Origin of the sequence: Bradyrhizobium sp. CCGUVB1N3 (assembly GCF_024199925.1) — a bacterium.
Lineage (GTDB): Bacteria > Pseudomonadota > Alphaproteobacteria > Rhizobiales > Xanthobacteraceae > Bradyrhizobium.
Genome location: NZ_JANADR010000001.1, coordinates 3,207,986 through 3,231,756, shown reverse-complemented (window position 1 = coordinate 3,231,756; position 23,771 = coordinate 3,207,986). Strand labels below are relative to the sequence as shown.

The window sequence follows — 23,771 nt, the reverse complement described above, 5'->3', positions numbered from 1 at the left end:
GGTCCGGTTCAGGCCGCTTCTGCCGATCGGGCTGTTTGCCAACTTAGGTATGGTGCTCCAATGCTGACGGAAACGCTCATGGCTAAGCCGCCGTTCTCCCTGGAAGGCCATAAAAATCCGGATGCCACGGATGCGGAGCAGGGACAGCCATATGATGCACGAGAGACGAATAAGGCCTGGGAAGACTTTCTGACGTTTGGCGACCTCAAGCGCGAGAACGCTTTGGTGCGAGGCGTCATCGAGAAATCATGGCGGCGCAGCGTCAGCTCCGGGGTCGACGCGCATTGCAAGGGCAGCAATCTCGTCGCCTCGCCGGACGATCTCTACGAGCTGCGTCTGAAGAACGATGACTTATTGGGTTCTAGCGCTCAGACGTTCCGCCGCGTCGCAGAAGTGCTCGGCGACGCCGCGACCATGCTGGTTATCACCGACAGGAACGGTGTTGTGCTTGACGTGGGCGGCGATCAGCGGACGATCGATGCAGGGCACGATATTCGCCTCGAGGTCGGCGCCGCCTGGGGTGAGACGGTGACCGGCACCAACGGCATCGGCACTGCGCTCGTCACGGGAAAACCGGTCCATGTCCATGCAGCCGAGCATTTTTCCGAAGGCATCAAGGCCTGGACTTGCGTCGGTAGCCCCATTCGCAGCCCCATCGACGGCAGCATTATCGGCATCATTGATTTTTCCGGACCTCAGGCGATCTTTCACCGGCACAACGTCGCACTGGCGGTGATTGCGGCCAATCACATCGAGCTTGCGCTCTCGGAAAAGATCCGCCTTGAAAGAATACGGCTGCTCGAGGCCAGCATTTCTCGAATGCCGGGGATGGGCAGCGCGGACGGTGTGGTGATCCTGGATCGTTTCGGTCGGGTCGTTCATCACAACGACATGGCGTCGGTTCGCTGGCAGCGGATCGCGCAGTCTCGCGACTTGATCATCGGAACTCAGCTTCTGCCGAGCAACGAAGGCCTGCTGGGCAAAGAGCTGGAAAGCGGGCTACCCGACGAATTGCGCGACCAGCGGATCGAGCCGCTGTTGGTCGACGGGGTTGTGAAGGGAGCGATGCTCGTGCTTGCATCGAGGCCACGGATAAATTCCGCTGCGTCTCACGTGTCGCCGGCAACTCGTGCAGCCATCATGTCGGCCAAGGAAGCGATCGTCGGATGTAGCGACGCATTGCAGGATGCGGTCGAGAAGGTTGCGCGGGCGGCACTTGGTCGGACAGCTGTCCTGCTTGAGGGTGAGACCGGGGTTGGCAAAGAACTGTTTGCTCGTCTCGTTCACGCCGCCAGCCAGAAGACCGGCAAGGAGCCTTTCGTTGCCTTCAATTGCGGTGCGGTCTCGAAAGGGCTTCTTGGCGGTGAATTGTTTGGACATGCGCCGGGCGCCTATACCGGCGCCACACGAGAAGGAAAGCCCGGCCGCTTTGAATTTGCCAATGGCGGCGTGCTCAGCCTCGACGAGATCGGGGAGATGCCGCTGGATCTGCAGCCGTACTTGCTCCGCGTGCTGGAAGAGCGCGCGGTTTACCGCCTCGGCGACAACAAGCCGCGTCCGGTGGACGTTCGGCTCGTGGCGTCGACCAATCGGAATCTGAAGCAGGAAGTAGCGGAAGGACGTTTCCGTAAGGACCTGTATTTCCGGATCGGCGTTGTCAAGATCACCATCCCGCCGCTCCGCGAGCGCCTGGGTGATGTCGAGATTCTGATCGATCATTTCAACCGACAGTTCGCGGAGATCTATAGCACCGAACCGCTACGTTTCGAGGCAGCCGCAATGGAAATGCTGCGGCGCCATAGCTGGCCGGGGAACGTTCGCGAACTACGCAATCTGATCGAGAACCTGGTGCTGATGACGCTCACCGGCGTGGTTACGCCCAGGGAGTTGCCCGAGGATTTCCTGGAAGCAGCACCGGCCCAGCCAGATCCGGGCGTCTTGCAGACAGGGCGTGATACCACGAGACCAGAAGGCGAAGAGATTGCGCGCTTCGACGATATGGAGCGTCGTGCCATCGAAAGGGCCGTCGCAAACGCAGGCGGCAACATTGCAGCCGCGGCCGAGAAGCTGGGCCTTTCGCGTGCCACTCTGTATCGCAAATTGCATCAGTATCGTTCACGGACCTGAGGACAGGATCGGGCATGGCGACGGTCTGGGACGGACGAAAGGGGACAGAGGAGCCTGCCGCTGCGGCGCTCGCGTCGGAGATCCTTTCGCGCGCGGACCGCGACGTAACCTTCATGGTGCACCTGGTTGGTGAAAGCCAAAATCTGCTGGTTCGGCATTTCGTGGTGTTCATCGAGACCGAACTCGCGAAGCGCGGCATCACCTATGGCGCGCATCCGCTATTGCGTCCTTTCATCGAAACGCATGCGCGCGAACTGACCGATTTTGTTTTGCAGGGCATTGGGTTGCGGCATCAGTTCGGTCTGCAGGCGCTTGAGATCATGGCTGGCGATCCATCGCGGTTGCTGAGGGTTGATCTGTGGGACTCGCTGGAATCTCACATCAATGACGCGCAACGCCACTTTGTATCGGGCGTGGGTGGCCTGCAGCGGATCCTGGTCCAGATCGAGACTGATACATGAGGACCGGTCCCCTGACCGTTGTCGAAATGCTGACCCAGCGGCTGCAGGTCGTTCAGGAGATATCGGCCGCCCAGTCGCGCAATCTGCTCAACCGTCAGCTTAGCGGCGGCGCCGAATTCGATATTCAGGGCATCGAGCAAGAGATTGCGGCCTCCGGCTGTTCGCATGAGCTCGCCAGGACCCTCGCGGATGCGCGCGAGCGCTTGCGAAAGGCGAATGCGGCAATGTCAGAATGCGACGCTCATTGCGCCGCGCTGGAGCAGCGCCTTGAAGAACTAGACAGGTGGATTGCCGCTGGTAGATGAGACGACCTGAACGTGAGGCGACGATGGATACAATGGAAGCAGAGATCGCGACGCTCTATGAATTGCTTGGGCGGCATTGGTCGGTGGGTACGGCCGTTACAAATACGGCCTTCGATCCTGCGGGACAGGGAGTTGCGTTCGCGCTCGCCGATGGTGCGTTGGCGATAGCTCCGCTAACTGACGTCGAGCCGGCGCAAGATCGCTGTCGCGCGGCGCTTGACGAAGGCCGGACGACGATTTCACCGCGACGGAAACCAGTGCCGCCATTGACGAAAGTGATAGTCAGCGATGCCCCGCTTCATCTCGCTCCGCTCGGGACCTCGGATTTCGTCGCCAGTGATCACGGCCGCCTGCTTCGTGTGTCGGCGTCCGGCATCACACGGGTGGTCTCGAGCATCGTGGCGCCTATCGATGTGATTGCCCCGGTATCGGCGGGGGGCATCCTGACAGCTTCCGGCGGGTCAATCATATTTTACGATTCCAATGGTGAAGTCGCCTGGCTGCAAGAGCGGGTCGGAGGGCATGCGTCGGCAATGGCTGTATCGCCGGATGGCCGGCGCTTTGCACTTGGAGCCGACGGTTGTCTGCTCGTCCGTAGCTTTGGACCACGACCCGAGCCCTCCGCTTCATTTGAGTTGGGCTCAGTCTCAGCCTTGTCGTGGAGCCCGGATGGGAGCTGGTTGGCTGTGTCAGTCGGGAAAACAGGTATTGTTCTGGTGCGTCTTGCCGATGCGCGGATCGTTCGGATTCCGACCTATCCCGCAACCGTTGCATCTCTTTCGTGGAGCGCGGACTCCCGCGTCCTCGTTACGAGCGGAGCCTATCGGATGATCGCATGGGACGTTTCCAGCCTTGACGACGAAAGGGATCAGCCGACGAACCTCGCTACGGGGCGCGCCCGGTTCGTCCTCGTCGGGACGGTGGATATTCATCCAGAGCGTGGCCTGGTTGCGGCAGGTTACGCCGACGGCATGGTCGCGGTCGCGAGGATCGGACAATCCGACGAATTGGTCGTCAGGTCGCCTGGTCGAGGCGCCGTCCACACCCTGCATTGGTCTAGCGACGGCCAGCATCTTGCGTTCGGAACAAGCGACGGGGAGGCGGCGATCGTGACGTTTCCTCCGTACATTTTCAAATAGTTGCCCCGGTGCCACGCCAGAGAGCGTTGCCAGCATCATCAGGAGACAAAGTTATGACAGCCACTCGATCGCTCAACGAAGCCGAAAGCAAGGATCAATTCTTTCAGGAGTTGGCGGAACTCTCGGAGCGCATGATCGCAGCGCATGGAAAGGAATTTTCGATGGGCGCTTTGGTGCTGGCCGCGAGGTTCATCGCTGAAAATAAGCCCTTCGAGCGAAGCGCAGCAACGCAGTGACGCGGGCTTCTGCTGAAGGCGAAAGTTATCGGGGCGACTGTCAACGTCCCTTCACCGAGGAGGCTGTTTGACAGCGTCTGGCGCGAAGCAGTCGCTCCGGGTGCTCGTTTATCGCCACGAAGTTCGGCATCCCTGCGCCGGAGCGTCTGCGCGGTAGTCAGCCTCTTAAAAGTAACTCGGCTGCACGATTGTGGCCCGCATCCTGCCATGCCCGCTGGGGTCATGAACCGCCGATGCTCCGGGTGCGTCCGGAAGTCTGAGCGCTGGAGCTCTCCGCAGTCGGCACGCACGCAGCCCGTTTTCTCAGGCCTTGCGGTTGATGGCTGCCCTTTTTCATTTGGAAACGGTAGCCAAGCTATTGATATTGCTAGAGCGTCTTTCGGCCATTTTTTCCAAACGCCCGTCGAAATCATTGAATAATCAAACTGATTTTGATTCCGCCATTCGGAGGTTCGATCCCTCCCGCCCCAGCCAGTTGATATTGCTTGGGAAATCTCCTTCTTCGTTGCTTCATTTGGAAATAGCGGAATCCGCCGCCCGTTGAAGAGAGACGTCGCTACGTCGTTTGTCGCCCGTCTCTCATGCAAAGGATTGGAATGAGCTAGCGTAGATTCCGCAGGTATCGGGAAAAGCGGTAGCGCTCCCTTGGCCACCAGATGATCCGTGTATTTTTCGCAAGTTGCGGCCGCAATACACAATCGTAAGCTTGTGTTCGTCGTGCATGATTTGGCGCAAGATGGGCCTCTGGCTGCTTCGGCCTGCGTCCCACAACGCACTATCGTCCATCAAATCAGTTTCGATGAGGTGCCTTGGAGTTTCGCGACGGCGCGTGCGATGCGTTCAACGCCTTCTGTCAGAGCCTCCAGAGAGGTCGCGATTGACAGTCTGAAGTAAGGTGAAAGGCCGTAAGCGGCGCCAGCCACCAGCGCCACACCGGCGGTGTCGAGGAAGTAAAGCACCACGTCGTTGTCGTTCTCGATCTGCTTGCCATCCTCCGTTGTCTTGCCGATCAAGCCGGCGCAATTCACGAACAGGTAGAAAGCGCCGTCGGGCGCCTGGCAGCTCAGACCCGGGATTGCGTTGAGGAGCGGCAGGATGGCATCGCGCCGCTGCTTGTAGATGGCGACGCTCTCCGCGATGAAGGACTGATCACCGTTCAGCGCGGCAGTTGCCGCCGCCTGGCTCACCGCGCAGCAGGTTCCCGCGGACTGCGACAACAACGTATCAAGCGCGCCGATCAGATCCCGCGGGCCGGCAACCCAGCCAATGCGCCAGCCGGTCATGGCATAGGTCTTGGACACACCGTTGATGGCGAGGGCACGGTCGCGCAGCTCGGGCGCGGCGATGAGGAGATGTGGAGTCGGCTTGCCGTCGAAACGAATGTGCTCGTAGATATCGTCAGTCATGACCATCACGTGCGGATGCTTGACGAGCACGTCCGCGAGCGCGCGGTATTCGGCAGCGGTATAGCTGGCGCCGGTCGGATTGCTCGGCGAGTTGATCAGCAGCCAGCGTGTTCTCGGTGTGATGGCGGCTTCCAGCTGCTCGGGCGACAGCTTGAAGCCGTGGTTCTCGCCGCAGGCGATCGTCACCGGTGTGCCGTCGCAAGCCAGCACCATGTCCGGATAGGACACCCAGTACGGCGCCGGAATGATCACCTCGTCACCGACATCGACGGTCGCTGCGAGCGCGCTGTAGATCGCGCTCTTGGCGCCGTTGGTCACGATGATCTCGTCGACGCCGTAACTCAGCCCGTTTTCGCGCTTGAGCTTGGCTGAGATCGCCTCCCGCAATTCCTGCGTTCCCCGCATCGAGGTGTAGCGGGTCGCGCCATGGTCCATCGCGTATGCAGCCGCCTTGCGGATATGGGCCGGCGTGTCGAAATCCGGCTCGCCGACCACCAGGCTCACGATCTGCTGGCCCTGTCGCCGTAGTTCGTTGGCCCGATCGGCGGCGACCGTGCTGGGTGACGGCTTGATGCGTCTGATGCGCCCTGCGAGGTTGTAGGAGTTCACGGCAGGCATCCCTTGATGTCGAGGCTGAAGTCGAAGGTCTAGTCCTCCTCGGAAGCCGTGGCCAAGATGACTTCGATCTCCCTCGATAAGAACCTCTTATGACTGGCGCGGAAATCGACTAGACTTCGGTGTACGATGGTCGCGGAACGGGAGAAACGACGTGAACTTGAGGCGCCTGCAATATTTCGTGAAGATTGTCGATATCGGCAGTCTGACGCAGGCCGCGGACATTCTTCACGTGGCGCAGCCCGCGCTCAGTCAGCAAGTGGCGACGTTGGAGGGCGAGGTACGTCAGCAGCTGTTATTGCGCACCAAGCGTGGTGTGGTGCCAACCGAAGCCGGAAAGGTTCTCTACCGGCATGCCCAGCTCATCTTGCGCCAATGGGACCAGGCTAATGCCGATATGAAGGCAGCGGGGCAAGGCCTGTCCGGCGCGGTGTCAGTCGGGCTCGCGCCGGGAACGGCTGCCGCGCGTCTGTCGCTGCCGCTTCTGCGCACTGCCCGGGCGCGTCACCCCGGCATCCTGCTCTATCTGAACGAGACCTACGGCAGTACGCTGTCGGAGCTCGTGATGAATGGGCGGATGGACATTGCAGTGCTCTATGGCGGCCAGACCATCGTGCATGGATTGACGTTCCTTCCGCTGTTCAAGGAGCAACTGTATTTGGTGGGCCCCGACAGCATGGTCGCGTCCCCCAGCGATGTATCGTTGCACACGATCGCTGATCTGGATCTCTACCTCCCGCGGCCCTACAACGTCGTGCGAAGAATGGTGAACGAGGCGTTTTCAGGACTCGGGATGACGCCTCGCGTGGTCGCAGAAATCGAATCGGCCGGAACGCTGTCGGCCGTCATCGCCAGCGGTCTTGGCGCGACGATCCTGCCGGAATCCATGGCACGTGAGGTCGCCCGATCCTCCAACGCCTGGCTGTCTCGCATCATCCAGCCGACCATCGAGGCGCCCTTGGCGCTCTGCCAGTCGGATCACTTGCCGCTGTCGGAGCCAGCTTCGGCGATCAAGGAACTCCTCCTGGAACTCGTCGCGAGCCTGTCGTGACACGAGCCGCTCGTGGGGCGCGGCGCGCCGGGACATAAGCACCCCTTATCGGGTCAAATACATTCCGTCTTGGCGAGCGTTCGCTTCGCACGCTAGCCTTTACGCATGTTTGATGCTCATGACTGCGATCGGTAGGCGCCGATGGACCTGGCGCAGATCAAGGCGTTCATTGACGCGATGGCGTCGTCCGATCTTGCCGAGCTCGAGGCGAGCAAGGACGGCTGGACGCTTCGGTTGGTGCGCAACGGCGTGCGAAGCCAGTCCGTGTCCCCCGCTGCGGACCGATCGCCGTCTCGTCCAAACGCCCCGATAGAAACGCCCCCGGCAGCGCCGGAGATCTGCGCGCCGCTTTCCGGCATCGTCTATCTGCGCCCCGGACCGGATCAGCCGCCCTATGTCGAGGTCGGTCAGGCGATCAAGGCCGGCATGGCGATCTGTGTCATCGAGGCGATGAAGACGTTCATCGAAGTCCGCGCCGAAAGGGACGGAATCCTCGAAGCGATCCTCGTCGCCCCCGGAACCCTCGTCGAGGCAGGTCAGCCGCTGATGCGCACCGTCTGAGGCACCCATGTTCGAGTCCGTTCTGATCGCAAACCGCGGTGAGATTGCGCTTCGTATCCAGCGGGCGTGTCGGAGCCTCGGCCTGCGCACCATCGTCGTCTATTCCGAGGCCGATCGCGATGCGCCCTATGTCGAACGCGCGGATGTGGCAGTCTGCATCGGTCCGGCTGCGGCGACGCATAGCTATCTCGATCAGGCCGCCATCTTGCTCGCGGCCAAGGCGACAGGTGCTGAAGCTGTTCACCCCGGATATGGATTTCTGGCCGAGAACGCCCAATTCGCCGAGCGCGTCAGCGAGGCTGGCCTGACCTTCATCGGCCCTTCCGCCGAATGCATTCGGACCATGGGCGACAAGGTTGCCGCCAAGAAGGCGATGCGCGCGGCGGGCGTGCCCTGCGTTCCCGGCCCCGACGCAACCTTGCCGGATGATCCCGAGGCCGTTCGTCGCCTCGCTCATGCGATCGGCTATCCCGTCATCGTCAAAGCCGCAGGCGGAGGTGGCGGGCGAGGGATGCGGATCGTCACCGAAGAGGCAGCGCTGCTCGATGCGCTCGCCGTCACCCGCGAGGAAGCGCGACGCGCCTTCGACAACGGCGAAGTCTATATCGAAAAATTCCTGACCCATCCCCGGCACGTCGAAATCCAGGTGCTCGCCGATGGGTATGGTCAGGCGCTTTGGCTCGGCAGCCGGGACTGCTCGCTCCAGCGCCGCCACCAGAAGGTGATCGAAGAGGCGCCCGCGCCGGGAATCGCGGATGCGCTCATTGCCGAGATCGGCGAACGCTGCGCGCGGGCCTGTCAGCAGATCCAGTATCAGGGGCTCGGCACGTTCGAATTCCTGTTCGAAGACGGTGCCTTCTATTTCATCGAAATGAACACGCGACTGCAGGTCGAGCATCCCGTCACCGAGATGACGGCCGGGATCGACATCGTCCAGCAGCAGATCCGCGTCGCGCGCGGGGAACGGCTGGCGTTGACGCAAGCGGATATTCGCTGCCGCGGACATGCCTTCGAGTGCCGGATCAATGCCGAGAACCCGGATAGCTTCGCGCCGTCACCGGGCCGCATCACCGGCTGGGAACTGCCGGGCGGCTACGGCGTGCGCGTCGACAGCCATGCCGGTGCCGGCTACACGGTCTCACCGCACTACGATTCCATGATCGCAAAGCTGATCGTCCATGGCGACGATCGTGCTGATGCGCTGGCGCGGCTGCGGCTCGCGCTCGATGAAATGAGCGTCTCGGGGATCTCCACCAATTTGCCGCTACACCGCCGCATTGCGTCGGACCCGGCCTTCAGCTCGGGGGCGGTCGACATCCACTATCTCGAACGCCGCCTGCGCGAGGGAGCACCCCGCGCATGAGCACCGATGAGCCCCGGATCAGCCTGCTTGGAACGAGCGCATTGCTGTTCGATGCGCCCGGTCCGACGGAACTCGACACGCAGCGGCGGATCTGGGCGCTAGCCGAGGAAGCCGGGCAATGGCCTGAAATTCGCGAGGCCGTGCCGGGCATGAACAACGTCATGCTCAGCTTTGTGCGTCCGCCCAGCTCGCTTACATCGATTGAAACGAGGTTACGGTCGGCCTGGGCCAGCGCCGCGGCGCTCAAGCTGGAAGGCCGGCTGATCGAGCTGCCGGTGGTCTATGGCGGCGAGGGCGGGCCGCATGTCGCCGATGTCGTCGCGCATACGGGATTGAGCCTCGACGACATTGCCGAAATCCATAGTGCGCCGATCTATCACGTCTACGCGCTCGGCAGTCATCCCGGCTATTGCTATCTCGGCGGCATGGACCAGCGGATAGCTACGCCGCGCCGCAAGACCCCTACGCTGAGGATTCCGGGAGGCGCCGTCTCAATCGGCGGCGGTCAGACCGGCGTGTCCGCATCGCCCGGGCCGAGCGGCTGGAACACGATCGGCAGCACCGAGATGCGTTTCTTTGACCCGGCCAGCGACCCACCGGCGCTGCTGCGTCCCGGTGACAGCATCCGCTTTCGCATCGCGGCGGTGATCCGATGATTGAGATCATCGCCACCGGCGGGCTTGCGACAATTCAGGATCTTGGCCGCAAGGGCGCGCTCAAATGGGGCGTCGGTACCTCAGGGGCCATGGATGACCTTGCAGTCGCGGCCGGCAACATCCTGCTCGGCAATCCCGACGATGCGGCGGCGATCGAGATCCAGATTTTTCCGTTTCGGATCCGTTTCCAGGAGGACACGGCGTTCGCCGTGACGGGAGCAGATTGCGACGCGAGACTCGATGATCTGGCAGTCCTGCCATGGTGCGTGCATCATGCCAGCGCCGGACAGCTGCTCCATCTTGGACTTCCGCGGCGCGACGGCTGGGCCGCGAGCCGCGCCTATCTTTGCGTTGCCGGCGGCGTCGATGTGCTGGCAGTGCTGGGCTCGCGCAGCACGCAATTACGCGGCGAGTTTGGTGGTCTCGAGGGACGCGCCCTTCGCACAGGCGACAAGATTGCGACCGGACCATTTCGCGCAGCGGGTGCACGCGTGGGCCTCAATCCGCCCGCGTTGGCGATGCCGCTGACGGTGGATGGCCTGCCGGCCGTACGGGTGCTTCGCGCCGCCGAATACGATGCCTATACGCCGCACGCTCAGGCGAGCCTGTGGAACGAGCCATGGCGGATTTCGCCGCAGAGCGATCGCTACGGGTTCCGCCTCGAGGGCACCCCCTTGATGCCCAAGGTGCCGCTCGAATTGCGCTCGCACGGGATCGTGCCGGGGGTGATCCAGGTCCCGCATGGCGGTCAGCCCATCGTGCAGATGCGTGATGCCCAGCCGTCTGGCGGCTATCCCAAGATCGGAACCGTTATCGAGGCCGACTTGTGGCGCCTCGGGCAGGCGCCGATCGGCGGCCGCATCCGCTTTGTCGAGGTGACTTGGGATGAGGCCGTCGTGGCCCAGGATGCGAACGACCGCTGGCTTGCCGAAGCGCGACGTCTGGTCGGTCTTTTCCGTGCACAGCGGGGAGGGCGCTGATGCCGTTCCAGCATGTTGACCAGCTCTCGTCGTGGCTTGCCGAAGCGGGCATCGACTACCTCGAGCTGAGCGGCCCGGACCGCGAGTTGCGTCTCGGGCGCGCTGTCCGGCAGGGGCTCCAAGTGAAGACGACGGACGCCGCGCGCGCCGTCACTCACGTCGTGAAGGCGCCAATGGCGGGGACTCTGCTGCACAGTCATCCGATGCGGCGCGTTCCGCTCGCGCCGTGTGGAAGCCTGGTTCGCGTCGGCCAGACGGTCGCGTTGTTGCAAGTTGGCGCGCTGCTGGTTCCGATCGACGCGCCCTGCGACGGGGTCGTTGTCGAGGTCGTGGCAGAAGAGGGCGCGTTGGTCGGGTTTGGCGCCGAGATCACCCGACTTTCCGACATCGCGAGTGAGGCTTGACCATGGATATCGACCTCAATGCCGATCTTGCCGAGGGCTATGGACCCTGGCGCATGGGCGACGACACTGCGCTCCTGGACGTGTTGTCTTCGGCCAATTTGGCTTGCGGGTTCCATGCGGGCGATCCGCTGATCATGCAGCGCACTGTCGAGCTTGCCATGGCGCGCGGTGTCGACATCGGCGCGCATGTCGGCTTCCCCGACCGTCAGGGCTTTGGTCGCCGCGTCATGCAGATCGATATCACCGAGCTTGCCGCGATCGTGACCTATCAGCTTGGAGCGCTCGACGGGATCTGCCGCTCGTGCGGCGCGCGCATGACGCATATGAGCTTTCACGGTGCGCTCGGCAACATGGTCGCGGCAGATCATGCGCTGGCGGCCGCCCTGGTGCGCGCTGTTGCAGCCTTTGATCCGAAGCTGATCCTGCTCACCTCGGCAAGCCGCGCCATGGAAGCGGCCGCCAGGGATTGCGGCTTGCGGGCCGCGTCGACCTTCCTGGCGGATCGCGCCTATGACGATGACGGCCTGCTGGTGTCACGCAAGCTTGCCGGGTCGGTGATCCATGACCGTGCCCACGTGCTTGAGCGGGTCAAGCGCATCCTTCGCCAGGGCGAGATTGTGACCCACAGCGGAAACTCGCTGGAGATGCGACCCGCGAGCATTCTGTTGCACGGCGATACCGACGGCGCCGTCGATCTGGCGAGAGCCATCCGCGAGGAGGTCGTGGCCAGCGGCGCCAGCATCGTGCCCATTTCGCAGCAAGGATGCCGCTGGGATGGGCATGCCCGGACATAAGGCAGCCTTATCGCGCCAGAGATATTCCGTCTTAGCCTGGGTGGCGGCGAGGGGATAACGTAAACCATCGAGCTCAAGGACAGCCCATGCCGTTCTCCGACTATCGCAAGGCTCTCGTCACCGGCGCCTCTTCCGGCATCGGTGCCGCTGTCGTCGAACGATTGCGCCGCGAGGGCCTGGAAGTGCACGCGCTGGCGCGCGGCGCGAACGCGCTCGAGGAGCTGGCGCGACGGACCGGTTGCGTCGGACACGCGCTCGATGTGACGGATCTCGCTGGCGTGACGAAGCTTGCCAAAGAGATCGAGTTCGACATTCTCGTCAACAATGCCGGCGTAGATCGGCCGAAGCCGTTTCTGAAGGCCGACGCAGAGGACATCGACCTCATCGTCGACGTGAACCTGCGCGCGGTCTTGCATCTCTGCCGCCTGATCGTGCCCGGCATGGCTGCGCGCGACCGTGGCCACATCGTCAACATCAGCTCGATTGCGGGCGCCTACAATTTTGGAGGCAACTCCTCCTACCATGCGACCAAGGCCGGCATCAGCATGCTGTCGAGCCAGCTTCGCATCGACGTGTTTGGCCGCCGCGTTCGCGTCACCGAAATCTGCCCGGGCCGCGTTGCCACCGATATCTTTGCCCATGTCCACGGCGCCTCGAAGGAAACCTACGAACGCTTCATTGAGGGCTACGAGCTGCCCGAAGCGAAGGACATCGCGGACGCGATTGCGTTTGCGATTGCCGCGCCCATAGCAGTCAACGTCGGATACATGGAAATCACTCCGACGCTCCAGGTCCCGGGCGGACTGTCGACCGCGAAGGGTGCCGCGTCCACCGCCGAGCCGAGCCGCTGAGTCCCCGCGATGAGCAGCCTCGACCTCTCAGCGATCCTGCTCAAGCCCGAATATAGCCGGATGCTGCTCGACGGCTTCGAGATGACGCTGGTGGTGGCGATCGGGTCCTGGCTGCTCGCGATGAGCCTCGGCATCCTGCTGCTCGTCATCCGGCTGGCGCCGAGCCGGATCGCGGACCGCGCGGTGGCTACCTACATCTCCTATCACCAGAACGTGCCGACGCTCGTGCAGTTGATGCTGTGGTACTTCGGCATATCGAGCCTGCTTCCACTTGGGCTTCAAGACTGGATCAGCGTGCACAATGGTGAAGCGATCTTCGCCGTGATCGGGCTTGGCCTTTGCCAGGCGGCCTATTTCAGCGAGGATTTGCGCTCCGGCCTGCGGTCGGTTGCAGCCGGGCAGATGGAGGCGGCCAAGGCGCTTGGGCACGGTTACATCAGCGCGATGCGCTATGTGATGATGCCGCAGGCGGTGCGAAACGCGCTGCCGCCGCTCATCAACCATACGGTTTCTCTGTTCAAGAACAGCAGTCTTGCGGTCGCGATCGGCGTCACCGACCTGATGCATGCAGTGAAGGAGGTCGAAAACCAGAGCTTCCGCACGTTCGAAACCTATCTGATCGCGACCATCATCTATCTCGCCTGTTCGCTGCTGCTGATGGCGGTTGGCGCCTGGCTGAGTCGTCGGTCGAGTCCGGTGGGAGCCACCTGACCCATGCTGATCAATATCTACCATATTGTCAGCGACAATTGGCTGCTCCTGCTGATCGGCCAGTTTCCGAATGGCCCGCTCGGCGGCATTGCCGCGACGCTGATGCTGTCGATTCTTGGCATCGGATTGGCGTTCCCGCTGAGCATTCTCGTCGCGCTGGCGCGCCTCTCGCCCTGGCCCGTGTTGAACTGGCCTGCCACGGCGCTCGTCTATGTCATGCGCGGCGTGCCGCTTCTGATGATCATCTTCTGGGTCTATTTTCTGTTGCCGCTTCTAATCGGACGCATCGTTCCCGGCTTCCTGGCGATGGTCTGCACGCTGGTCGTATACGAGGCGGCATTCCTGAGTGAGATCGTCCGTGCCGGCATCCAGGCTCTTCCCAAGGGACAGATGGATGCGGCACGCGCGCTGGGCCACAGTCACTTTTCGGCTATGCGCTACGTCATTCTGCCCCAGGCGCTCTACAACATGATCCCGAGCATCCTCAGCCAGTTCGTATCGACGATCAAGGAGACGACGCTCGCCTATGTCATCAACGTTCCCGAACTGACGTTTGCGGCCAATCAGATCAACAATCAGCTTCTGACCCAGCCGTTCGAGGTCTTCTTCGTTCTCGCCATCATCTATTTCGCTGTCTGCTGGACGCTCACACAGCTCACCAACTGGCTGGAGCGCCGTATCGCGGCAAAGCGTGCGGGGCGCGGCGCTTCCCAAATTCTAATGGTTGATGGCGTCGCGGTGATCAAGCCCGAGACCGTTCAGGAGGTCCGTCGATGATCAAGTTCTGCAACGTCAACAAGTGGTATGGCAACTATCAGGCGCTTGCCGATATCAACGCCGAGGTGAAGCGCGGCGAGGTGGTGGTCGTGTGCGGTCCGTCCGGCTCGGGCAAGTCCACCCTGATCCGGACCGTCAATCGGCTCGAGGAAATTCAGTCCGGCGAGCTCATGTTCGACGGCCAGAATGTCCACGCCCGGATGAGCGGAGCGCAACTCAACCGCTTGCGCAGTCACATCGGCTTCGTGTTCCAGAGCTTCAACCTGTTCCCGCATCTGTCCGTGCTCGACAATATCATGCTGTCGCCGATGAAGATCAAAGGTGTCGATCGCGCCAAAGCCCACGACAAGGCGATGCAGCTCTTGGACCGCGTCGGTCTCGCCTCGAAGGCGTCGGCGCATCCAGCGCAGCTTTCCGGCGGTCAGCAGCAGCGCGTCGCGATTGCGCGGGCGCTGGCGATGGAGCCTCCAGCGATGCTCTTTGACGAGCCGACCAGCGCGCTCGATCCGGAAATGGTCGGCGAGGTTCTCGCGGTCATGCGCAGCCTCGCCAACGAAGGAATGACCATGATGTGCGTGACCCACGAAATGGGTTTCGCGCGCGAAGTGGCCGACCGCGTCTGGTTCATGGACGTGGGGCGCATCGTCGAGATTGCGACGCCGGACAAGTTCTTCGGCAATCCGGAGCATCCCCGCGCCAAGCGCTTCCTGTCGGACTTGCGCACGCGCCATTAGTTTCATCGTCGATTTGTTGGAGGAGGACCACATGCATTCAATCGCCCCGTTATTGACAGCCGCTCTCGTTGCCGCGAGCCTTGCAGGGGCCAGCGCGGCAGCGCGAGCCGATCAGCTCCAGGACATCATGGAGCGCAAGGAATTGCGTTGTGGGACGTTTGCCGATGTGCCGCCGTTTGCGGCGCCGGATCCCAAGACGCGCGAGATGGTCGGCTTTGACGTCGATCTGTGCAGTGCCATCGCCAAGCGGCTCGGCGTGACCGCCAAGATCACGCCAATGTCGGTCGAGGCGCGGGTTCCCGAGGTCAAGCTCGGGCACGTCGACATTGCGGTCGCCAACCTGGCCTACACGTTAAGCCGGGCCGAGCAGATCCAGTTCAGTGATCCCTACTATATCGCCAAGGAAATGCTGGCGGTGAGGGCGACCGATCCTGGCAAGACCAAAGACGATTTCAAGGGCAAACGGCTGGCGTCGACCAAGGGTTCGACCTCGGAATTGTCGATCAAGCTCAACGGGTCCGATCCCCTCGTGTTTCAGGACACCGGATCCGTCTTCATGGCGGTCCAGCAGAACAAGGCGGCCGGGATGGTCGCCAACACGATGACGATCGTGAAGCTGGTCGCCGAATCGAAGAAGGGCGGCGTCGAGCTCAAGATGATCGACGACCCCATGCTCCTCCAACCGATAGGTGTCGGGATGAAGAAGGATGAGCCGGCGCTGCTTGCCAAGATCAATGAGACGCTCGTCGCGATGGACGGCGCCGGCGAGATCAATCAGCTCTGGAACAAGTGGCTCGGTCCGGAGACTGAGTACCGCCAGACCCGAACGGATAAGGTCGTCCCGCTCAGCCAGCTGAAGTTCACGCCGATACCGTGACGTGCCGCTTACGCTGCAATGGCCAACCCGTACGGTTCGGATGGCGGTTTCCGCCATCCGGGCTGAACCAATATCCAACAACGATACAACGGAAACGACACAATGGTTCACGTCATTCGATCGTTCGAGCGCCCCGATCCGGCTGCGGTCAAGGACATCTCGCAATATGCGCCGTCGACGCTGCATGAAGCGCAGGGGCGCACGGGCGCGCTGACCTCGCGCATCAAGCCGATCTATTCGGGGATGCGCGCCTGCGGGCCGGCACTGACCGTCAGCTGCCATCCGAGCGACAATCTCATGCTCATCACGGCGATCAGCCTTGCCCAACCCGGTGATGTGCTGGTGGTCAGTGCAGGAGATCATCCGGAGCAGGGAGGATTCGGCGAGGTGTTGACGACGGCCTGCATGGCGAAGGGCATCGTGGGTCTCGTAACCGATGCCGGCGTGCGCGACGGCCTGGCGATCCGCAAGCGTGGCTTCAATGTCTTCTGCTACGGCTTGTCCATGAAGGGCACGGTGAAGGAGACGCTCGGCACGATCAACCAGCCGATCGTGATCGGCGGCATTGCCGTCAATCCGGGTGACCTCGTCAGCGCAGACGACGATGGCGTGGTCGTCGTGCCCAAGAACAACATTGCGGCGGTCTCGAGGGCCTCTGCCGAGCGCGAGGCCAAGGAAGCGCGGATGATGGCGGCGCTGGAAGCGAAGGGGAATATCCTCGAACTGTCCGGAATGGACAAAGTCCTTGCCGCTAAGAATTGCACCTACGGCTGATTTGAAAAGTAAGCATCGAAAGGGGCCGCCAGTGTTGCGGCTCCAGTTGCTGCTCCGGGCGAGCTGTCGTGGTTGCCTCACATTCTGGCGGGAACTGCTTCGTTATTTGGAGACGGCTACAAACCTATTGGAATTGCTGGAGCGCCTTTTCGGCATTTTTTCCAAATGCGCATTGAAAACATTGAATAATCGAACAGATTTTGATTCCGCCATTCGGAGGTTCGATCCCTCCCGCCCCAGCCAGCACTCAAGCTGTTGGGTTGGTTATAGAAGCAGCTCTATTCCCGCTGAATTTTTCGGACGCGTTTGGAAATAGAGATTCTAAGGCACGGTTGAGAATCGAGCTAAACGAGCATTGCGTTGGCCATATTGGCTTATCTCCATAGGTCTCATCACCAACATATACGGTGGAGACTACTTGGATAGGCCGGCTATGCTCTCATCGTAGAATAGAGGGTTACGGCGAACAAATCGGACAACCCGTCGAATGATGCACTTGTGCGACGGCCGACATGCCAATGGCTTGAGCGCTGTTGGGCTTGGGGCCATGGGCGGTGACCATGCCCCCAAGTTTTATCCAGTCCTCAGTTCGCTCTGGCTGGTGGATTTACCCGAATGGGCGGTGGTAGCGACGGGAGCTGGTGCGGAGCCATCGGCATAGCGCAGCGCCAGATCCCGTCGCGGGTTGCAGGTGAAGGCGAACTCCGATGGTGTCTTCCATCCGAGCTGCGCGAGAGGCGGGGCATGATGTATAGCCCGCAGCGCACTTCTTGATTTCATTTCAAAAAGCAGGAGGAGCCTATGCGGAAATCTCTCACCTTTTTCCTTGCTGGCGTGGGATTGGTCGTTGCGGCGTCAACCGCTGTAGCCGGCGAGCAGGTGCTCGAGTTCAAGCTCGTAACCAAGCCGATCGATTACAGTGCGCCACGAAGGCGAAGGAACGAGGGAGAACATGAAAATGTAACCCAAACTTCGAGTAGCCTTGCTGCGCGAGAGATGGGGGTTGGCCCTCCGGACTCGGATTACAGGATCAGGGTCCAAACCACCACAAGCTGCGTCGGCACAATGGCCGAGGTGGTGAGCGTTGTTGGAAAAAGCGGGCGACATGCCCGTCAGGTAAGCCTCAGGAAGGCGAGTGGAAACGAACCGCCGATGAAGCATCGAAAATTGGATCAGATGTTGTCGAAACCAAGGGCTTGTAGTTCCCTTGGGACCAAATCTGGCAAGGGCCTGTATTTTGGCCAGGTGGCAACCGGTGTAAAGGCGGCGCGATCCTGATGGCAGGCTCTTGCGTGGAACGTGGGAACCTGCGTCGTGATGACAAGGGAGAACCTGAAGGCGGCAGCACCGCTGAGGGGAGAGTACCGATGCACGGCGCAGGGGCGGACGGGTTCGCAGTAGTGATGAAGCCCGGTAATGCGGGTAGAGCGAAGGGACCCGATCATCTGGCCAACGACGACAGCCAACCCGAAAAGGGGAGGAGCTGATGTCCGAGGCAAAGCCGTATGACATTTCCAAACACCTTGTTTGGCAAGCCTGGCAACAGGTCAAAGCAAACCAAGGAGCTGCGGGCGTGGATGGCGTCTCTATCGCGGCGTTCGAAAAGGATCTGAAGAGGAATCTCTACAAGGTCTGGAATCGCATGTCGTCGGGGACGTATTTTCCACCGCCCGTTCGTCTCGTGGAAATCCCCAAATCTGACGGCAAGAGTGTCAGGAAACTCGGCATTCCCGCCGTCGGAGACCGCGTTGCCCAGACGGTCGCAAAGATGGTCATAGAAAAGGAAGTGGAGCCAATCTTCCACCCCGACTCCTACGGCTATCGACCCCGACGGTCTGCGCTCGACGCAGTGGGGAAGGCGCGCGAGCGCTGCTGGAAATTCGATTGGGTCATAGACCTGGACATCAAGTCATTCTTCGATACGATTCCATGGGACCTGATGGAAAAAGCTGTAGCCCACCATGTGGAATTGGGCTGGGCTCGTCTCTACGTCAAGCGGTGGCTGCAAGCTCCCGTGGAACGGAAAGACGGAGCCCGTGACGAGCGAACACGGGGAACCCCTCAGGGCTCCGTTGTCTCGCCCGTGCTCTCCAATCTCTTCATGCATTACTGTTTCGATGCATGGATGCAGCGGACCTTCTCACATCTGTGTTTCGAAAGATTCGCCGATGATGCGATCGTCCATTGCAGGAGTGAGGAGGAGGCCAAAGCCGTATTGGAAGCGATCCGAGAACGTCTTGCCGAATGCGGTCTAGAACTCCACCCGGAGAAAACCCGGATCGTCTACTGCAAGGACAACAATCGGAGCGGAGGATATGAGCAAATCACGTTCGATTTCCTCGGGTATACCTTCCGGCCGCGAAAAGCCCGCAACAGGAGCGGTAAGAAGTTTGTTAGCTTCGTGCCGGCCATCAGCCGCAAGGCAGCCAAGGGAATCCGGCAGACTATCCGCGAATGGCGGATAGCATCGACACGGAATAACCAGGAGCTGAAAGACCTTGCCAAGCTGATCGATCCTGTGGCGAGGGGATGGCTGAACTACTACGGGCGATACTACCGCACGGAGTGCGTCAACGTCCTTCGCCATGTCAACGAGACGCTCACGCGATGGGTGATGCGGAAATATAAGAGGTTCAAACGCCGAAAGACCGCAGCAGTACACTGGCTCGGACGTCTCGCAAAACGAGAGCCGAAGCTGATGTACCTGTGGACGGCCGGCATTCGACCCGCGGCTGGATGATAGAAGCCGGATGAAGCGCGAGTTTCATGTCCGGATTCGTGAGGGCGGAGAGGTGAAATTCTTCTCCGCTACTCGACAGATAACAGAGGTAGCAAATGTCGAGGGCCAGACGGTCGCGTCCGGCAAATTGTTCGGCGTTGCCATCTTCAAGGACGGTCGCATTGGGGTGAAAGACTTCGTAAATTCTCAAGAAATGCTCAAAGGCTCGGGATCCTACTACGGCTACAGCACCTACACGTTCGAGGATGGCTCCATCACGGCGCGTTATACCGGCTCGGTAAAAGACGGCCAGTCAAAGGGCGAATATACGTTCCTCTCGGGCACGGGTGCCTATGCGAACGCTACGGGCACGGGCACTATCGAAAGCGCGCCGAACCCGTTCAAGGGCGTAAGCCTCCTCAACATAAAGCTGGTTATCAAAACGCCCGGCTCATAGTGGCCTACCTCGACACGTCCTGCGCAAGGAAGTTGGTGCCTCGTTGGCCCGACTGGCGGCGCATTGCCGGTCGAGCCAACTGAAGTAGTCGATCCAGCGATGCAGCGGACCGGTGACTTGACCACCGACCGGCGGGTCGCGTGAAGGGCACCGCTCCATCTGTACTTAATACCCTCAGTCAGGATCTGGAATCAGGTAGTCTGATGTGACGTCCATAGAGCTAGGTGGCCTAGTGAGTTGGGTCGCGAGGGCAGGGGCGCTCACATCTGTCCGCCGGTCGCATTCAGCGCTTGATGAAATCTGATCATCGAAAGTGTTGAGCCACCGAATGCGGCGAATACGCTGCCTTCTCACGCGCAGCACGGCATTTTGCCGAAGCGATAATCGAGCGCGGGGAGGAGACACGTCACATGAAAAAACTGCTTGCCGCGGCGCTCGGCGTCTGCGGATTAATCCTGACTGGCGCGGTAGCCCATGCAGCTGAACGCATCGTGTTTGTAGGCCACTGGTCGGAATCGGATTCGTTCTTCAATGTGATCCGCAACTCGGCGCAGCTTGCCGCCACTCAGATGGGCGTGACAGTCGAATTCCGGAATCCGCCGGGAGGCGACCTGTCGCAGATGGCTCGGCTGATCGATCAGGCGATTGCGTCCAAGCCGAACGGGATCATCTCGACCGTTCCTGACGAGAAGATCGTTGATGACCCGCTCTCAAACGCCGTAGCTTCCGGGATACCGGTGGTCATCGTCAATTCGGGCTCCGCCGACATTGCCAGGAAAATCGGAGCGCTCCGCTATATCGGCCAGGCGGAGTACGAAGCCGGCAAGGCGGCAGGTGAAAAGGCGAAAGCTGCCGGCGTCAAGAGTTTTGTCTGCGTCAACCATTTCTATCAGCATCCAGCCTCGCACCGACGCTGCCAGGGGTTTGCCGATGCTCTCGGCGTCAAGCTTGGCGCTCAAGATATGGACTCGGGTACCGATCCGAATGACATAGTGGCGCGCACGGCGGCCTTTCTGAAAGCGCATCCCGATACTCAGGCAATCCTGACGCTGGGACCCACTGGAGCCGATCCCGTGATCAGATGGGTGAAGGATCAGGGCGCCGCCGACAAGTACTTCTTCGCAACGTTTGACCTGAGCCAAGCCATTGTCGGCGCGATGAAGGAGGGCATGATCAAGGTCGCCGTGGACCAGCAGCCCTTTATTCAGGGCTACGGAGCCGTGGGAATATTGACTGACTATGTACGGTTCGGCGTCTTGCAAGCAAACGACGTCTATTCTGGACCCGGCCTGATCACCAAGAACAATCTCGATCAGGTCTTGGCGCTGGCTGGCAAATATCGGTAACAAGAATCGGAAAAGGGGCGCGCAACCTATCTGCGCGCCCTTTAGAGGTTTTCCGAGGTCACGGTAAGGAACCGCACCGGCTCATTCGATACTTCTACATCGATGAAGCCTATCCTCTGAAGAACCAGGTCAATGGCGCGCCTTGCCTGGGTTTCCGGGGCCTGATCGAATACAATGCTCATGAGCCCGGATTTGAGCCATCGGCGCGAATTTTCGGTCAGTTCGTGGCCGATCCACATGATCGATTTGGTCCGACCGTGCCGCTCCAGGACAGAGCCAATGCCGGAATTCGCACCGCCGGCATTGTAGACGCCGATAACATCTCGGCATTGCCGCAATGCGCCGTCAAACGCCTCCGCTGATCGCAAACGATCGTCTAGCCCGAACATGACGAGCGCAAACAAATGCGCCGGATCGCCATGCTCCGCCAAATAATCGGAGAAGCCACGCACACGCTCTCTGTGAACGTCGTAAGCGCCGCTGTGACATAGAGCCACAAGGCTCCCGGATCGCGTTTTGAGCATGTTCGTCATGTAGTAGGCGGCCGAACGCCCGGCAGCATAGTTATCGATGCCTACGAACGAATCGTGCTCGGCACCAATACGCGAGACGATATGAACGATGGCGACACCTGATGCCTTCGCTTCTCGTAACCTTGCTCTTACTTCGGAATGATCCGGCGCCGCGATGATCAGGCCAGACCGGCGGAATCCGGGGTTGGCGATGTGGCGTGCGAGTCCATGAGGATCAAGCTCGTCGAGAAAAGTACGGTGGACGACAACGCTTGAGTCCAGCGACGCGGCGATCCGCGCGAAGGCCTGATTGAGCCGCGCGAAGAAAGGCGTATCCGGACGAACCATCATGACCTCAATTTTGACGACCCCCCGATAGCGATCCGGCAGCCGACGATCGTAGCCCAGCCTGCGAGCCGCCAGGGCGACTCTTTCGGCTGTTTCGGGGCTCACGTTGCCGCGCGCATTGAGAACCCGCTCCACGGTAGCGGTGCCCACGTTCGCCTCTCGGGCCAAGTCGAGCAACGTGACCTTCTTCATGCCTGAAACCGGATCCTTGATCAAAGATGATCAGAAATTGGGTGGTTTGCAATGGTATCTACCAACTACCCTGAGGGTTCAAGGAACACGAGGCGACGGGGTAGCTGCCCGATGGTCGCCCGAGGGATGAAACCGGTAGGGCGAAGACATGGCAGGAATCGTAATCATCGGTGCGGGCGAGTGCGGCGTGGCCGCCGCCTTGACCCTGCGCGAGGCGGGCTATGCCGGCCTGGTGACTCTAATTGGAGCTGAAGCCCATCTGCCTTACGAGCGGCCGCCGCTCTCGAAAGCCACGATGACGGACGAACGCGAGCCTTCACCCAAGACAATCGCGGACCGCGGCCGCCTGGCGGGGGCTTCGATCGACTTGAGGACGTCGAACCCAGTCCAGGCGATAAACCGCCGTGAAAAGAGGGTCCTTTTGGCGGACAACACTTCGGTAGCCTACGACAAACTATTGCTTGCGACCGGCGCTAACCCGCGGCGGCTGCCGAACGCGTCCGCGAGGGTCGCCTATCTCAGGACTTATGACGACGCGCTGCGTATCCGCACGCTCCTGCGGCCCAATTCTCGGATAGTGATGATTGGCGCTGGGTTTATCGGGCTGGAGCTGGCGGCCTCGGCGAGACAGCGCGGCGCCATTGTCCATGTCATCGAAGCTCAGTCGCGGATCCTGAAGCGGGCGGTGCCGGAGGAAATCGCGGCCGCGGTAACTGCGCGGCATTCGGCCGAGGGAGTCGAGATATTGTGCGACCGTAGTATCGCAGCGATCGAAGAAAACGGTTCTTCCATTCTCGTTCTGACGACGGATGGTCGCCAATTTGAAGCAGATGTTTGCATCGTCGGCATTGGCGCGGCCCCTGTGACGGATCTGGCGCAAGTTGCCGGGCTTGACATCGAAAACGGCATCGCCGTCGACGAATGCTTGCGCACCTCCGATCCCGATATCTTCGCGGCCGGCGACTGCTGTTCCTTCCCGCTTGCGACTTGTGATGGACTCCGCGTCAGGCTGGAGTCGTGGCGCAATGCCCGGGAGCAAGGGCGGCTTGCGGCTCGAAACATGCTTGGTGCCAATCTCCAGCACAACGCCGTTCCCTGGTTTTGGTCGGACCAATATGACATGCAGCTTTACGTAGCAGGTTTGCTGAACGACGAGTGCACGACAGTCCGTCGCAACCTGCCCGAAGAAAGCTTCGTGCTTTTTCATCTCGCGGCTGGCGGACGCCTCATTGCCGCAAGCGGCCTTGGCAAGGGCTACGCGGTGGCCAGGGAAATCCGACTCGCCGAGATGCTGATCGCCAAGCGCGCGAAGCCGCAGCCGCATCAGCTGGCTGCAGTCGACGTCAAGCTCAAAACGCTTCTGGCCGCGTGAAGG

Annotated in this window: 25 protein-coding genes and 1 pseudogene; 23 read left to right on the top strand and 3 right to left on the bottom strand. The window is 61.0% G+C overall.

Annotation, left to right across the window (positions count from 1 at the left end; translation table 11 throughout):
* Nucleotides 1–78 precede the first annotated feature (78 nt).
* From NLM33_RS15280 to NLM33_RS15255, 6 genes are all read left to right on the top strand, one after another.
* The gene (locus NLM33_RS15280) at nucleotides 79–2,127 is read left to right on the top strand and encodes a sigma-54-dependent Fis family transcriptional regulator (RefSeq protein ID WP_254096844.1); all 2,049 of its coding nucleotides are present in this window, start codon (nucleotides 79–81) and stop codon (nucleotides 2,125–2,127) included.
* A 14-nt stretch (nucleotides 2,128–2,141) separates the two neighbouring features.
* Nucleotides 2,142–2,588 carry a hypothetical protein gene (locus NLM33_RS15275; protein WP_254096843.1) on the top strand — a complete coding sequence of 149 codons (447 nt, stop codon included), beginning with the start codon at nucleotides 2,142–2,144 and terminating at the stop codon, nucleotides 2,586–2,588.
* A gap of 26 nt (nucleotides 2,589–2,614) precedes the next feature.
* Nucleotides 2,615–2,893, top strand: coding sequence for a hypothetical protein (locus tag NLM33_RS15270; RefSeq protein ID WP_254096842.1), 279 nt, complete (start codon nucleotides 2,615–2,617; stop codon nucleotides 2,891–2,893).
* Between the two features lie 32 nt (nucleotides 2,894–2,925).
* Nucleotides 2,926–4,032, top strand: coding sequence for a WD40 repeat domain-containing protein (locus NLM33_RS15265; RefSeq protein ID WP_254096841.1), 1,107 nt, complete (start codon nucleotides 2,926–2,928; stop codon nucleotides 4,030–4,032).
* Nucleotides 4,033–4,058: 26 nt separating this feature from the next.
* Nucleotides 4,059–4,268, top strand: a complete 210-nt coding sequence (locus NLM33_RS15260) for a hypothetical protein (RefSeq protein WP_254096840.1) — start codon at nucleotides 4,059–4,061, stop codon at nucleotides 4,266–4,268.
* 319 nt (nucleotides 4,269–4,587) lie between these two features.
* Complete coding sequence (locus tag NLM33_RS15255) at nucleotides 4,588–4,812, top strand: hypothetical protein (protein WP_254096839.1); 225 nt, start codon at nucleotides 4,588–4,590, stop codon at nucleotides 4,810–4,812.
* A gap of 241 nt (nucleotides 4,813–5,053) precedes the next feature.
* On the opposite strand, the gene NLM33_RS15250 is transcribed toward NLM33_RS15255, so the two are convergent.
* On the bottom strand, nucleotides 5,054–6,283 hold the full coding sequence (locus NLM33_RS15250; RefSeq protein WP_254096838.1) for an aspartate transaminase: 1,230 nt from the start codon (nucleotides 6,281–6,283) through the stop codon (nucleotides 5,054–5,056).
* 160 nt (nucleotides 6,284–6,443) lie between these two features.
* On the opposite strand from NLM33_RS15250, the gene nac reads away from it, so the two are divergent.
* The 13 genes from nac (at nucleotide 6,444) to NLM33_RS15185 (ending at nucleotide 16,822) form a co-directional block, all read left to right on the top strand.
* Nucleotides 6,444–7,340 carry a nitrogen assimilation transcriptional regulator NAC gene (gene nac / locus NLM33_RS15245; protein ID WP_254096837.1) on the top strand — a complete coding sequence of 299 codons (897 nt, stop codon included), beginning with the start codon at nucleotides 6,444–6,446 and terminating at the stop codon, nucleotides 7,338–7,340.
* Between the two features lie 141 nt (nucleotides 7,341–7,481).
* Nucleotides 7,482–7,901, top strand: coding sequence for an acetyl-CoA carboxylase biotin carboxyl carrier protein subunit (locus NLM33_RS15240; protein ID WP_254096836.1), 420 nt, complete (start codon nucleotides 7,482–7,484; stop codon nucleotides 7,899–7,901).
* Between the two features lie 7 nt (nucleotides 7,902–7,908).
* Nucleotides 7,909–9,264, top strand: a complete 1,356-nt coding sequence (gene accC, locus NLM33_RS15235) for an acetyl-CoA carboxylase biotin carboxylase subunit (RefSeq protein ID WP_254096835.1) — start codon at nucleotides 7,909–7,911, stop codon at nucleotides 9,262–9,264.
* On the top strand, nucleotides 9,261–9,920 hold the full coding sequence (gene pxpB, locus NLM33_RS15230; protein ID WP_254096834.1) for a 5-oxoprolinase subunit PxpB: 660 nt from the start codon (nucleotides 9,261–9,263) through the stop codon (nucleotides 9,918–9,920). Before accC ends, pxpB begins: the two co-directional genes overlap by 4 nt.
* Nucleotides 9,917–10,900, top strand: a complete 984-nt coding sequence (locus tag NLM33_RS15225; protein WP_254096833.1) for a biotin-dependent carboxyltransferase family protein — start codon at nucleotides 9,917–9,919, stop codon at nucleotides 10,898–10,900. Before pxpB ends, NLM33_RS15225 begins: the two co-directional genes overlap by 4 nt.
* Nucleotides 10,900–11,304 carry a biotin/lipoyl-containing protein gene (locus NLM33_RS15220; protein ID WP_254096832.1) on the top strand — a complete coding sequence of 135 codons (405 nt, stop codon included), beginning with the start codon at nucleotides 10,900–10,902 and terminating at the stop codon, nucleotides 11,302–11,304. The genes NLM33_RS15225 and NLM33_RS15220 overlap by 1 nt, the downstream gene beginning before the upstream one ends.
* A 2-nt stretch (nucleotides 11,305–11,306) precedes the next feature.
* Nucleotides 11,307–12,098 carry a LamB/YcsF family protein gene (locus tag NLM33_RS15215; protein ID WP_254105808.1) on the top strand — a complete coding sequence of 264 codons (792 nt, stop codon included), beginning with the start codon at nucleotides 11,307–11,309 and terminating at the stop codon, nucleotides 12,096–12,098.
* A gap of 86 nt (nucleotides 12,099–12,184) precedes the next feature.
* Nucleotides 12,185–12,949: an SDR family oxidoreductase gene (locus tag NLM33_RS15210; RefSeq protein ID WP_254096831.1), complete on the top strand. Its 765-nt coding sequence runs from the start codon at nucleotides 12,185–12,187 to the stop codon at nucleotides 12,947–12,949.
* 9 nt (nucleotides 12,950–12,958) lie between these two features.
* Entirely contained in the window at nucleotides 12,959–13,660 is a 702-nt protein-coding gene (locus NLM33_RS15205) for an amino acid ABC transporter permease (RefSeq protein WP_254096830.1), read from the top strand.
* Between the two features lie 3 nt (nucleotides 13,661–13,663).
* Nucleotides 13,664–14,437 (top strand): amino acid ABC transporter permease, encoded by a 774-nt coding sequence (locus tag NLM33_RS15200; protein WP_254096829.1) that lies wholly within the window; start codon nucleotides 13,664–13,666, stop codon nucleotides 14,435–14,437.
* Entirely contained in the window at nucleotides 14,434–15,171 is a 738-nt protein-coding gene (locus NLM33_RS15195) for an amino acid ABC transporter ATP-binding protein (RefSeq protein ID WP_254096828.1), read from the top strand. Before NLM33_RS15200 ends, NLM33_RS15195 begins: the two co-directional genes overlap by 4 nt.
* A 31-nt stretch (nucleotides 15,172–15,202) precedes the next feature.
* Entirely contained in the window at nucleotides 15,203–16,048 is an 846-nt protein-coding gene (locus tag NLM33_RS15190) for an ABC transporter substrate-binding protein (protein WP_254096827.1), read from the top strand.
* Between the two features lie 102 nt (nucleotides 16,049–16,150).
* A complete protein-coding gene (locus NLM33_RS15185; protein WP_254096826.1) occupies nucleotides 16,151–16,822 on the top strand; it encodes a 4-carboxy-4-hydroxy-2-oxoadipate aldolase/oxaloacetate decarboxylase in 672 nt (223 codons plus the stop codon).
* Between the two features lie 573 nt (nucleotides 16,823–17,395).
* Here NLM33_RS15185 and NLM33_RS15180 read toward each other — a convergent pair.
* Nucleotides 17,396–17,599: pseudogene (locus tag NLM33_RS15180) on the bottom strand (IS3 family transposase); the annotation flags it as partial.
* A 709-nt stretch (nucleotides 17,600–18,308) separates the two neighbouring features.
* On the opposite strand from NLM33_RS15180, the gene ltrA reads away from it, so the two are divergent.
* The 3 genes from ltrA (at nucleotide 18,309) to NLM33_RS15165 (ending at nucleotide 21,344) form a co-directional block, all read left to right on the top strand.
* A complete protein-coding gene (gene ltrA / locus NLM33_RS15175; RefSeq protein WP_254096825.1) occupies nucleotides 18,309–19,562 on the top strand; it encodes a group II intron reverse transcriptase/maturase in 1,254 nt (417 codons plus the stop codon).
* A gap of 10 nt (nucleotides 19,563–19,572) precedes the next feature.
* Nucleotides 19,573–19,998 (top strand): hypothetical protein, encoded by a 426-nt coding sequence (locus tag NLM33_RS15170; RefSeq protein ID WP_254096824.1) that lies wholly within the window; start codon nucleotides 19,573–19,575, stop codon nucleotides 19,996–19,998.
* 410 nt (nucleotides 19,999–20,408) lie between these two features.
* On the top strand, nucleotides 20,409–21,344 hold the full coding sequence (locus tag NLM33_RS15165; protein ID WP_254096823.1) for a substrate-binding domain-containing protein: 936 nt from the start codon (nucleotides 20,409–20,411) through the stop codon (nucleotides 21,342–21,344).
* 41 nt (nucleotides 21,345–21,385) lie between these two features.
* Here NLM33_RS15165 and NLM33_RS15160 read toward each other — a convergent pair whose 3' ends face one another.
* Nucleotides 21,386–22,396, bottom strand: a complete 1,011-nt coding sequence (locus NLM33_RS15160; protein ID WP_254096822.1) for a LacI family DNA-binding transcriptional regulator — start codon at nucleotides 22,394–22,396, stop codon at nucleotides 21,386–21,388.
* Between the two features lie 148 nt (nucleotides 22,397–22,544).
* Here NLM33_RS15160 and NLM33_RS15155 point away from each other — a divergent pair, with 148 nt between their 5' ends.
* Nucleotides 22,545–23,768: an NAD(P)/FAD-dependent oxidoreductase gene (locus tag NLM33_RS15155; protein WP_254096821.1), complete on the top strand. Its 1,224-nt coding sequence runs from the start codon at nucleotides 22,545–22,547 to the stop codon at nucleotides 23,766–23,768.
* Nucleotides 23,769–23,771: the final 3 nt, after the last annotated feature.